The organism is Cryobacterium sp. Y62, assembly GCF_002929785.1.
In the GTDB taxonomy this organism is placed as follows: Bacteria; Actinomycetota; Actinomycetes; order Actinomycetales; family Microbacteriaceae; genus Cryobacterium.
On sequence record NZ_PJJK01000098.1, the window covers coordinates 45,198 to 57,018 of the forward strand.

Annotated in this window: 9 protein-coding genes and 1 pseudogene; 6 read left to right on the forward strand and 4 right to left on the reverse strand. The window is 59.1% G+C overall.

What is annotated here, in order from left to right; all coding sequences use genetic code 11:
• Positions 1-258 precede the first annotated feature (258 nt).
• The 3 genes from CXY71_RS07380 (at position 259) to CXY71_RS07390 (ending at position 2,821) form a co-directional block, all read left to right on the forward strand.
• Positions 259-1,404 carry a type I glyceraldehyde-3-phosphate dehydrogenase gene (locus CXY71_RS07380; RefSeq protein WP_199184244.1) on the forward strand — a complete coding sequence of 382 codons (1,146 nt, stop codon included), beginning with the start codon at positions 259-261 and terminating at the stop codon, positions 1,402-1,404.
• A gap of 331 nt (positions 1,405-1,735) precedes the next feature.
• Positions 1,736-2,011 carry a hypothetical protein gene (locus CXY71_RS07385; RefSeq protein ID WP_199184245.1) on the forward strand — a complete coding sequence of 92 codons (276 nt, stop codon included), beginning with the start codon at positions 1,736-1,738 and terminating at the stop codon, positions 2,009-2,011.
• Positions 2,012-2,236: 225 nt separating this feature from the next.
• Positions 2,237-2,821: a class I SAM-dependent methyltransferase gene (locus tag CXY71_RS07390; RefSeq protein ID WP_233204539.1), complete on the forward strand. Its 585-nt coding sequence runs from the start codon at positions 2,237-2,239 to the stop codon at positions 2,819-2,821.
• Between the two features lie 293 nt (positions 2,822-3,114).
• Here CXY71_RS07390 and CXY71_RS07395 read toward each other — a convergent pair whose 3' ends face one another.
• The 4 genes and pseudogenes from CXY71_RS07395 to CXY71_RS07415 form a co-directional block, all read right to left on the reverse strand.
• Positions 3,115-4,875: a pyruvate dehydrogenase gene (locus CXY71_RS07395; protein ID WP_104135004.1), complete on the reverse strand. Its 1,761-nt coding sequence runs from the start codon at positions 4,873-4,875 to the stop codon at positions 3,115-3,117.
• 700 nt (positions 4,876-5,575) lie between these two features.
• Positions 5,576-6,151: pseudogene (locus CXY71_RS22605) on the reverse strand (recombinase family protein).
• Between the two features lie 725 nt (positions 6,152-6,876).
• Positions 6,877-7,659 carry an HpcH/HpaI aldolase/citrate lyase family protein gene (locus CXY71_RS07410; protein WP_104135005.1) on the reverse strand — a complete coding sequence of 261 codons (783 nt, stop codon included), beginning with the start codon at positions 7,657-7,659 and terminating at the stop codon, positions 6,877-6,879.
• Between the two features lie 35 nt (positions 7,660-7,694).
• Positions 7,695-8,285, reverse strand: coding sequence for an Lrp/AsnC family transcriptional regulator (locus CXY71_RS07415; protein ID WP_158253012.1), 591 nt, complete (start codon positions 8,283-8,285; stop codon positions 7,695-7,697).
• A gap of 230 nt (positions 8,286-8,515) precedes the next feature.
• On the opposite strand from CXY71_RS07415, the gene CXY71_RS07420 reads away from it, so the two are divergent.
• The 3 genes from CXY71_RS07420 (at position 8,516) to CXY71_RS07430 (ending at position 11,656) form a co-directional block, all read left to right on the forward strand.
• On the forward strand, positions 8,516-9,709 hold the full coding sequence (locus CXY71_RS07420; RefSeq protein ID WP_104135007.1) for a pyridoxal phosphate-dependent aminotransferase: 1,194 nt from the start codon (positions 8,516-8,518) through the stop codon (positions 9,707-9,709).
• A complete protein-coding gene (locus tag CXY71_RS07425; RefSeq protein WP_104135008.1) occupies positions 9,706-10,059 on the forward strand; it encodes a M20/M25/M40 family metallo-hydrolase in 354 nt (117 codons plus the stop codon). The genes CXY71_RS07420 and CXY71_RS07425 overlap by 4 nt, the downstream gene beginning before the upstream one ends.
• 73 nt (positions 10,060-10,132) lie before the next feature.
• Positions 10,133-11,656 (forward strand): Na+/H+ antiporter NhaC family protein, encoded by a 1,524-nt coding sequence (locus CXY71_RS07430; protein ID WP_158253013.1) that lies wholly within the window; start codon positions 10,133-10,135, stop codon positions 11,654-11,656.
• The last annotated feature ends 165 nt before the right edge of the window (positions 11,657-11,821 follow it).

The window sequence follows — 11,821 nt, forward strand, 5'->3', positions numbered from 1 at the left end:
AATGCAGGCTCGACCTTACGCCGCGCGCAGCGCAGTTGTACGGTCACATTGCGCGGTTCAACTTCACCACTTGCCATTTCTGGAAGTAGCGCCATGTACGCATTGGGCGCAACCAGGGTGATCGTTATTGGTATCGAGAACAGGTGTTTCCGCAACCCTCCCGCGGTGTAGGGGCCGACGTAACCGCCACCGAGAATGAGCACATGCAGCCTCGAGGCTGCATGACCCCATTAGACATCCGGTACATGCTACCGACAAGTGATCCCGGCAATGTGCTTCCGCTTGTTGACGGCAGCTGATGGAGGGGGGCAGCATGAAAGGGTGCCTATCTTGTCGTGGAAACCGGCGAGTGGAATACCGATGAGTAGAAACAGGGGATTTCAGATGCCGAAAGTTGCGATCAATGGGTTGGGTCGAATCGGGCGGGCGGCATTGAAAATTGTGCTCGAGTCGGAGGATTTGGAACTTGTTGCGGTCAACGATGTGGCATCAATTGAGAATCTTGCCTACCTGCTGCGATACGACACGGTCTACGCCCGGTACCACCGTCAGATTGTTGTGGAGGCTGATGCGCTGGTCATCGACGGCCACCGGGTGGTGGTCCTTGCCGAACGAGACCCAGCGGCGCTGCCATGGCAGGAACTCGCAGTCGACCTAGTGTTTGAATGTACTGGTGCTTTCACCCAGGCGGATGACCTGGCCAAACATATTCAGGCGGGCGCGTCGTTCGTCATCTTGTCTGCCCCGACGAAGTCCGACTCCGTCCCGACGGTGGTGCACGGGGTGAACCGGCCGGACGGGCATCCGCAGATCATCTCGTGCGCTAGTTGCACGACGAACTGCATCACACCGGTCATCGAGATCGCGACAAGGCGGCTGGGGATGGAGCGTGCGATCATGACCACAATTCATGCTCACACCGCGACCCAGCGCTTGGTCGACTCGCCGAACAACAATTTCCGACGTGGCCGCGCAGGTGGCGCGAACTTGGTACCCGCGCCGACTGGTGCTGCGCAGGCGACAATCCGGGCATTGCCGGAGCTGACCGGGCTCTTTGACGGGATTGCGATCCGCGCTCCGATCGAGGTTGGTTCCATTGCCGACATTGTCATTGTCACCTCCCGCCCGACCAGCGCAGAGGAGATCAACGCCGTGTTCACCGAGGAGGCGAAAACGCCCAGGTACCAGGGTATCCTGGGCGTTTCGGCGGACCCGATGGTCTCCTCCGACATCATCGGTGATTCACGCGCGTCCGTGGTGAACCTCGACCTGACGCAGGTGGTGGACGGCACCCTGATCAAGATCATGGCCTGGTACGACAACGAATGGGGCTTCACCCACCAAATGATCCGCGAAGCTAGGGCCACCCTCGGGCTATCGCTTAGTGGGGAAACATCTCTGTGACGAGAAATACAGTGAGGTTTCAACGTCACCTTCCACAGGTAGGGAATGTAGCCCGATCCGCGATATTGGCATTTTAGGGCAGAGAGTTTGGCTCAATTACATCCGACGTAGCCCGCTTATCTTTGGCGAGTTCGAATGGATGATGCGTATTCAAGTCAGCTGATCCGCACCGTGACGATGAATTACACCACACGGCGAGACATGACCGATCGGGCAGATCAGCCCAGACACTACGAGAGAAGCCACACTCAACGTGCTCGCGGGGACTGTCTCTTAAACGGTGTTTCCGGCCTGACGCGCTGAACGTGGGTCTGGCGGGAAAGATGCCGTGATGACGACACTTGATGCTGTGACGAAGAAAATGAAATCTGAGCCCAGCCGTGAGGCGGTGGCCGCGAAGGAATGGGTGTGCCTGGCTCAGGAGCAGGGCCTGGCCCTGGACGGGCCGAATGGGCTGCTGGGCCAGTTCACGAAAACATTTCTCGAGACCGCGCTGAACGAGGAAATGACCGATCACCTCGGCTACAAGGACGTCGTCGAACTCGACGGCGGTATGGACGCATGGGTTACATCCGGACGCATGCTGCTGTCGGAACCACCGGCCTGAGTCGTGTTGATTAATCCCCAATCCACAGGTTTGCCTAGGGTGATCGGCGTCCTTATCTCTGAGGAATCCGGAGCGGCTGTGCTATCGCTGAATTGCGTCTTTGACCGAGGAGCCCACAGCTGTGGAGTGAACTGCGGTTGGGGCGTCATGAAGGCATTTGATAACTTCGACCAGGACGTAAAGGTGCAATAGTGTGTGTCAGGGAGGCTGGTGGTCATGCCGACAATGTCTGCTCTTGAAGGTGCATTCTGCCGCAGTGCACCATGGCGTCTTGCGGCGCGTCGAGTCGTCCGGTGGGCGATACAGGGTGTTTCGCTTACCGGTGACGTTCTTGAGATCGGAGGGGGTAATGGCGCGACGGCCGCCGAGTTGGCGCGGGCAAATGCGTCGTTGCGCCTGACGATGATCGACTACGACCCCGTGATGGTTGGCGCCGCACGGAAACGTCTTGCAGAGTATCCGCACGTGGCTGCGCGCCAAGCCGACGTCACACAGCTTCCCCTCGATGACGAAACTTTTGATTTCGTTGTAAGTTTCCTGATGCTGCACCACGTTGTCGACTGGGAGAAGGCAATCGCAGAGGTCGCGCGCGTGCTCCGGCCCGGCGGTATTTTCACCGGTTATGACCTCACTGCCTCCCGAGCAGCTTCGTGGCTGCACCTCGCCGATCGCTCCCCGCATCGCCTCATCGAACGCGGGGCCTTCGAACCTGTCCTCGGACAAGTCAGACTCGATGCTGTCGGGCTGAGGTACTCCTTCGGCGGTCGAGTGCTGCGATTCACTGCACGCAAGCCTGCGTTGTCTACCTGAAATGGGCGGAGGCGTCGCAGGCAGGTCCAGGCAGGTCTCATCGACCGCGACCAGACGTCGACCCGTCAACCAGCACTGCGGCGCGTCCTTGACAGCTATTGACTGGGCGACCCGTGTCGGTAGACATGAGAAGCTACGCATAGGCGGCCACAAAATTGCTCTCTGACGGCCAGTAGAACTGCCCGTTGCACCGGACGTCACGCGAATCTGTCGTGATCGTGTCCAGAATCGGTCCGGCTCCGTGCATGGACTCGAGGAGCGCGTTTGCGACTCCGGCTGGTCGACCGGCCGATCTAACGGCGGCCAGGAAGTAGTCGCAGATTGCTCTTGGCGAGTTTAACTGCCTCGCCCGTTCCTCCCTTCATGACCACCTTCGATACAGCCAGCGCGAAACCGCGAACCATCTCTCCGGTGATCGTTGGCGGAAGCGAGAGCGCCATTGGATCGGTGACCAGGTCGACGAGTGCCGGCCCGTCATGCGCGAGAGCGGCTTCGAGGACGGAACGGATGTCGGTGGGTTTCTCTACGCGTTGGCCGAAGATCCCGAGAGCGTTGGCCACGGCCGCGTAGTCGACGGAGGGCATATCGACGCCGAAATCAGGGAAACCGTCGACGAGCATCTCGACTTTGACCATGCCGAGAGTGGAGTTGTTGAAGACGATGATCTTCACTGGCAGCGCGTTGGCGGCAACGGTGATCAGTTCGCCCATCTGCATTGACAGTCCTCCGTCGCCGCACATGGCGATCACCTGCCGGCCGGGGTAGCTGAACTGGGCGCCGATGGCCTGGGGTAAGGCGTTAGCCATCGACCCATGCAGGAAGGAGCCGATCAGCCGCCGTGAGCCGTTCGGGTTGATGTAGCGGGCCTGCCAGACGTTGCACATGCCGGTGTCTGCGGCAAAAATGGCGTCTTCCGCCGCGAGGTCATCGAGCAGGGAAGCTGCGAATTCCGGATGGATCGGTATCTTCGTGTCCACGTTCTTCGCATAGGCGTCGATCACGCTGTTCAGTAGCCGATCGTGGCGCTTCAGGGTCTTGTCGAGGAATCGCCGATCGTTGCGCGGCGCGACAAGAGGAGTCACGGCCGCGATGGTGGATGCCACGTCGCCGTGCACTGGGAAGTGCACGTTTGCGCGACGGCCCAGGTGTTCGGCTCTCGCGTCCACCTGGGCGATCCGTTCAGCTGTACCGTCCGGCAGGAACTGGTCGTAGGGGAAGTCCGTGCCGAGGAGAATGAGGAGGTCGGCGTCGTGGATGCCGGCGTGCGCGGCACCGTAGCCAAGCATGCCGGTCATGCCCACGTCGAAGGGGTTGCCGTACTGGATCCATTCCTTGCCGCGTAGGGTATGCCCGACGGGAGCGGCCAGCAGGTCAGCGAACGCCACGACCTCATCGTGGACGCCGGCCACCCCAGCTCCGGCGAAGATCGCTATCCGCTCTGACTCGTTGATGGCATCAGCGAGAGCCACCACGTCGGTGTCGGCAGGTACCAGCGCGGGCCGACCCGGACGAGCCAGGTCTGGCGCTACGCCGACGGCACTTTGTTCGGCGATGTCGCCCGGGAGACTGATCACCGCGACACCCCCGAGGCTGATCGCATGCCGAAGCGCGGAGTTGACCACCCGCGGAGCTTGCGCCGCGGTGGAGATCAGTTCGCGGTAATTAGAACAGCCAACGAAGAGGCGGTCGGGGTGGGTCTCCTGGAAGTATTCGCTGCCGATCTCGAAACTGGGGATATGGCTGGCTATCGCTAGAACCGGGGCGCCACTGCGGTGGGCGTCATAGAGACCGTTGATCAGGTGCAGATTGCCCGGCCCACAGCTTCCGGCGCAGACAGCGATCTCTCCGGTGAGTTGCGCCTCCGCACCAGCCGCGAAAGCGGCGGCCTCCTCGTTGCGCACGTGCACCCAGTCGATGCCGCCCTTGGCCGACCCGCCGGTTCGCCGCACCGCATCCACGATCGGGTTCAGGCTGTCGCCGACGATCCCGTAGATGCGGCGCACTCCGGCCTGCAGGAGTTGGCCAACGAGTTGATCTGCGACGGTGCATGTCATGAATTCATTCAACGCGCCGTTGCTTCAAAAGGATAGCCGAGAAGGCGTTTTCCTGTTTTTTCTCGGACGGCGCTCATATGCGGTTGTGCGAGAAGCATCGTCCCCCTGGGAAGGATTCAATAAGCCTAGAACTGTGCGCGTCGCCGTCAACGCATACGGTGTCATAGGAAAGCACGTCGCAGATGCTGTGCGTATGCAATCCAATATCGAACTCGTCATGATCAGTGACGTCGTGTCCGACTATCGAATCAAGACCGCGGTGACGCTCGGCATCCCGTCTACGCCTCGGTGGAGGAGAAATCCTCGAAGATGGCAGCGGCCGGAGTGCGTCGCTTGAGGAATACACAGCCTGCTCCATGGTGTGGACGTCATCGTGGACTGCAACCCAGTGGTAGTCGGCGCGGCGAACCTCGACCACTACCGGGAAGGCGGGGTCAAAGTCGTCTTCCAAGGGGCGAGAAGCACCCGTTCACCGGGCATTCCATCGTGGCGCACGCCAATTACGAGTCGGCGTTGGATCGGGACGCCACTCGGTTCGCTTCCTGCACCACCACCGCGCGCTCGCTGTCCGCGGTGCGGGACTCAAACCTGCTCAAGAAGGCTCGGGGCGTGCTCATCCAGCGGGCCACTGGCCCGTGGGAGTCCGATCACTCGAGCATCATGAACACGATGGTGCCCGAAGGAAGTGAACGGCCGCGAATCAGGGTTTGGCGAGGTCTCGGTAGATTGTGGGCCGGGTGACGCCGAATTCTTCGGCGATGTGCGCGACGGTGTGAGCCCGTTTGCCGGTGGCGTCTTTCTCTTCATACATCTCACGGGCTAGCCTGACCTGGCGGGGTCCGAGTTTGGGTTTTTGTCCGCCGGTCCGTCCTCGGGCGCGGGCCGCGGCGAGTCCGTCGCGGGTCCGTTCGGACATCAGGGCATGTTCGAATTCGGCAATGGAGCCGAGGATCTGGAAGAACATCCGCCCGGTGATGGTGGACGTGTCGATGCCCTGGTCCAAGACCACCAGATCAACCCCGCGCTCTTGGAGGATGGTGTTGGATCACTCGATGAGGTTGTCCAGCGACCGGCCGAGCTGGTCGAGTTTGGTCACAACGATTTGATCGCCGGCCCGGTTGGCGGAGAGTAGGGCCTTGTCGAGTGCGGGCAGGCGGGAGAGTGTTCCCGAGGCTGTGTCGAGGAAGACCTGTTTGCAGCCGACCTCGGTTAGGGCGTCGTGTTGGGCTTCGGGGTGCTGGTCCCGGGTAGAGACCCGGCCATATCCAATTCGCATGCCGGCAACATATTACCAACCCGGTAGCGCGTTATAGAGGCGCGTACACGGCAAGCATTACACAAACCGCCCCATGTTTTCGCGACGTACTGATCCTGTCCCGAAGTGTCTTGCGAACGATCGTTACCGAACGCCACACCCCACACGCGTTAGCGTCGGATATTCGACTAATTCACAAGCCACCCCAGCCTCGCCGTAGGCAAGAGCCATGACTGAACGCAATCCGTCGGGGTCAGCAGTTTCTGAATGGACGTAGAAGGAAGATTTCGGGCCGTGCGTCAAGAACCCGACGCTTGAGTCGGCCGATGGGGCACGCGAAAAAGGTATCGTCCTGTGCAACATGCTCGGGCCCTGCGTCTGCCAAGGATGCAATCACCGGAAGTAGCGTCCCGCGGCTGGACACGCGGGCTTTGATTTCGATATTCCTTGGCATGACCCCACTAAACCATGGCGTGACCATCGGGTGGTGAGCCGCGACTCTCCGTGAGGGGAACTCTTCGCGGGACGGTCTGCGTCTGATTCTGGCAGGGCGGATTTTAGCCGCCATGCAACACCAAACCAGGGTGGGACTCAATCAGATTGACATTCTCAACCCTGCCAGGACGATGTGGCACTTCAGAAGAGCTCTGCCATGTCAGGTGTCTATGCCGAGAACTAAGGATCCTATGGCTTACTACCATCAGCGCCGTCCGAAGTCCTGAACGGGAGGTCACCCAAGACAGGTTTCAGGCATTCAAGTCAGTCAGTGCTCCCATGGAACCCCGCGCGAGCCAAGCGACATCCGAATGCAGGGCAATGAATTCAGCGCCTACGTCCCGGTACCACCGGGCATCCTCGACGCTCACGGCAAATGCTCCGACGGACTTATTCTCCGCGTGAGCCGCTGCAATGATCCGAGCAATGGCCTCCCGCACCGCTGGGTGGGTCGGTTGGCCGAGTCGGCCCATGCTGGCCGAGAGGTCTGCGGTGCCGATGAAAAGGCAGTCGACACCTTCAACTGCAGCAATTTCCTCTACATTGCCCAGTGCTTCGGCCGACTCGATTTGGACAATGGTGCACGCTTGGGCGTTGGCCCCATTTACGTATTCCGGATCTAGCCCGAATCTTCCGCCGCGCACCAGTCCGGCGACCCCTCGAATACCGTCGTTTCCTCCGTCGGGGAAGCGCATCGCCCGAACCGCGAGCTCGGCGTGCACTGCGGTATTGACGTTCGGGACAATGATGCTTTGGCAGCCGATGTCCATGGCGCGCTTGACTAGCACCGGGTTGAGTTCGGCAATGCGGATCAGAGCCTCGGCCCGCGCCCCGGCCTCGCGTGCAGCCCCTAGCGCACGTAACTGTTCGGTGGCGCTGGCCGGATCATTGGGGGCGTGCTCTAGGTCAATGACCAGCCAGTCAAAACCAGAATGAGCCATGACCTCTGCCACGGCTGGGGAACCCAGTGTGAGCCAGGCGCCGGTGGTGGGGGTTCGGCTCGTCAAAGACTGCTTGATTGTGTTTGTACGCACTAGTGGGCTCCTCGAAAACTTGGTTGTGTTGGCGGCTAGCTGGTGATGCGTTCATGAAGCTGGCCGAGCAATTTCTCCGTGAACGATTGCTGTTTGGATTCGGCCAGGCAAAGCAGCGTCTCGGTGCGTTGGAGGGTAGGGATCTGCCAGATGGCCTCGAGTAAGATCTCGGTCAAGTGCTTATGATTCCGTACTCGGATCCTGACCAGGAGATCATAGGCGCCAGAAACCACGTTGATGTCCTCAACCTCTGCAAGCTTGGTGAGGGAATTCATCAGTAGCCCGATGTCGGTGCCGGCGACGGCAACAACCGGCAGATAGACGACCGTTGGGTAGCCTAAGCGTGCCCAGTCGACCTGGACGGTGTATTGCTGGAGAATACCGACCCTCTCCAGGCGGGCTATGCGTTCCCCCACGGCCGGCGCTGACATGTTAACATGGCGGGCCAGCGTGCGCTGGGATTGGCGAGCATCAGTGGCAAGCAGCTGCAATAGTGCAATGTCCACGGCATCATAGTTCTCCTCGTCGGGAACCGGGCGAATAGCCTGCCGGAGACTCCCTAGTGGCGCCCGCCCCTTCGCCGTGGCGTCCTGATGCTGCTCAGCCATTTCCGTTGTCGCGTCCATGCTTACATTCCTTCGTTTCATGGCCTCAACGAGGTTCCATACATGACCTTACATTTGAAAGGTAATCAATTTCAATACTTTTCGAAAATTAGGTTTATTTGCTTTTCTATTGACATTTGATCATCACGTGATTCACAGTTAAGCACAATATTTCGATCGGGCTTCGCAATGTCCGTCAAACCATAACTGCGGCGACCATTCCAGACCGCGGGCGAAAGGAAGCTAACGCTATGTCTTTCCCGGTAGCTCTTACCAGCTGGGACCTCAGGGCTCGCACCCAGGTCCAGCAGCTCCGTTCCTCGGCAATCCGCGAGGTCGCCAACGCCGCCATCGGCACCGCGGGCGTATTGCCCTTCTGGTTCGGCGAACCCGACGAGCCCACGCCGCAGGACATCCGCGACGTCGCCACTCGTGAGATCAATGCCGGAAACGTCTTCTACGTCCAGACTCTAGGAACCCCTGCTTTACGCGAATCACTGGCTGCTTACATCACCCGCCTGCACGGCCGTGGCTCAGTCGACCAAATCGCCGTCACCAGCTCCGGAACGTCAGCTTTGATGACGGCGGTCCAGGCTGTCGTCGGTTACGGCGACCACGTGGTTGCCGTAACACCATTGTGGCCAAACTTGGTGGAAATTCCCAAGGTGCTCGGCGCACGGGTAGAAACAGTCTCGCTGGATTTCAAAGCCACAGGCTGGAACCTAGATGTCCAGAAGTTGATTGACAAGCTCACCCCCGATACCCGGGCCTTGATGCTGAACTCCCCGAACAATCCCACCGGTTGGGTTATCGATGTGGAAGACCAGCGCACCATCTTGGAGCACTGCCGTCGAAATGGCATTTGGATCATCTCCGATGATGTGTATGAGCGCTACTACTTCGAGGGCGTCAGTGCCCCCACCTTCTTAGACATTGCCGATGAGGCAGACCGAGTCATCAGCTGCAACTCATTCTCCAAGACCTGGCTCATGACTGGCTGGCGCATCGGCTGGATCGTGGCACCGAAGCAGACCCTGCCCGAAATTGGAAAGCTCCTTGAATTCTCAACTACCTGCACCCCTGGATTTATCCAGGCGGCCGCCGAACATGCCCTCAACTATGGCGAACCAGTCATCGAGCGCACCCTCGCGAGACTAAAGACCGCCCGCGACCACCTGCAGACCCAGCTTTTAACCATCCCCGGCATCGAGTTGGCGGCCGCCGCACCGGGGGCCATGTACAGCTTCTTCAAAGTCTCCGGCGTCACTGATTCGCTGGCATTCTGCCGCGACCTGATCTCCGAAACCGGCCTCGGGCTCGCCCCTGGTATCGCGTTCGGCCCCGAGGGCGAGGGCTATCTTCGCTGGTGCTTCGCCAGCGAACTGCCCCGCATCGACGACGGCGTGGCCCGACTACGCAGCTACATGGAACGGGGCCGCCAATGAGTTCCGTCCGCGCCCCGCGCGGCCTCAACTGGCTCTCCACACTCATCGGTTTCGACACCACCAGGCGATGCTCAAACGTAGCCTTGATCAACGACGTCGATGCCAACCTGCGTTCCCTGGGAATTGAACCCCTGGTGGTCCCCTCCAGCGACAAGAGCAAGGCCAACCCCTTTGCCACGCCTTCGGCCGCGGACGGATCTACCCACGGTGGAGTGATGCTCTCGGGCCACACCGACGTGGTGCCCGTGGACGGACAAGACTGGCACTCCGCCCCTTTCACCGCGGAGGTCCGTGATAGGAGGCTCTACAGCCGCGGCTCGCATCAAATTGGTTTGTCTCCCATGTCGTGATCCGGCCCTGAAGCGTTTCACCATCGTTCGTTCAGCAATAAATTTGTTCAGCGTCAATTGGAAAGGAAAATCTGTGCCTCAATCATTTGACCGCGATTCCAAGAATGACCCGAGAGGACTTCTTCGGTATTATATCGGCGCAGCAGGGGCTTTTATCGGACCACTTATCCTTGCCGCAGCAAGTATCACTTTCTTTGTGGTATTCCAGGTTTTCGACCTTACTGGTCTGGCTGTGGCAGGCTTCATCGGACTGTTTGCCAGTTCGTGGCTTGCTCGCAATCAACAGCATTTTTGGGACGCAGCCATCGCCGGAATTGCATCTCGTACATCTGCGACGTTGTTGCTGCTGATGCTTCTGGTGGGGATGCTTGGTCAGATGTTCAAAGCAACCGGCGTTTCACAAGGTTTTATTTGGTTAGCCGAAATTGGACACGTCAATGGTGGCGTTTTCGTGATGCTCACGTTCCTGATTACATGCGCAATCGCGATGGCCACGGGCTCGTCCTTAGGGACAATGTTCACGATGTTTCCCATTATGTATGCTTCAGGAGTGGCAATCGGTGCAGATGCTGTCCTGCTCGCGGGGGCCATCCTTTCAGGGGCCATTTTTGGCGACAACCTGGCACCGATTTCTGACACTACGGTTATTTCTGCAACGACGCAAAAATATCGCCGCCGGGCAGGAAATGCAGAGATCGGTGGAGTGGTAAAGGCGCGAACACGCTACGCGCTACCAGCAGCGGGGATCAGCGCAATTATGTTCTTGGCTTTCGGTCTGATGACGCAGGGGAATACCGCTAGCACATCCGACAAGAGCATGGGTGACCCCCTCGGTCTAGTCATGCTTATTCCCGTTGCTGTGCTTATCGCCATTGCATTTTGGAAGCGGGATCTCTACCTTGCTGTCGGTGTAGGTATGGCCTTGGGCACTGCCTTGAGCCTTGCCACAGGCCTTGTCGATATCAATGGTGTGCTGGGCGCGGTAGATGGTGTCCCCACCGGTTATCTCGTGGATGGCTTGTCTGGTATGTTGCCACTCATTGGCCTGCTGGTTGCTGTGTTCGGGATGATTGGAATCATCGAAGCATCAGGGATTTTTGACAAGATCATTTCCGCGGCCGCCGGATCACGTTTCGGCCGAAGCCCTCGGGGGATTGAGAGCATGATTGCCGGCACGTCGATTATTACGACGGTCATTTTTGCAGGATTGAATGGCCCAGGAATGATGTTCGCTGGGCCAGTGACGGACAGGATCGGTGCCACGGTTGGGCTGCATCCATATCGTCGATCTAACATTATGGACTGTTTCACCATGGGTGTGGGCGTTGTAGTACCCATCGCGAGCTCTTTCCTGCTCGTTGCAAGCCTCAATACCCAAGGGTATGAAGGTGTTCCAGAGCTGAGTATTTTCCAAGTCTTAACCGGCGCCTTTTACCCGTTCGTCCTAACAGCCATCATGGTCTTCTCCGTGGTAGCAGGATGGGGCAGAAGCTATGAGGGGCCAGACGGGGCAGAGCTCAGGAATCTTGATAGTGACGCGTCACTCGAACCAGGTCGAATCGAACCCGCCCTGATTACAGCCCAGGATCGCATGTAGCAGTCATAGACAGGCGAGAGTGTCCAAGCCCGGCGTTCACGTCGCCCTTATTTCATACCTACGCAAAGTGGAATGCTATTCCAAGGGACTGCTGAAGGTTTAGTTGACACCTGACTTGCTGGAATTCGGTTCCGGCAGTGGAAGGATCAACACCATGACCCGAAA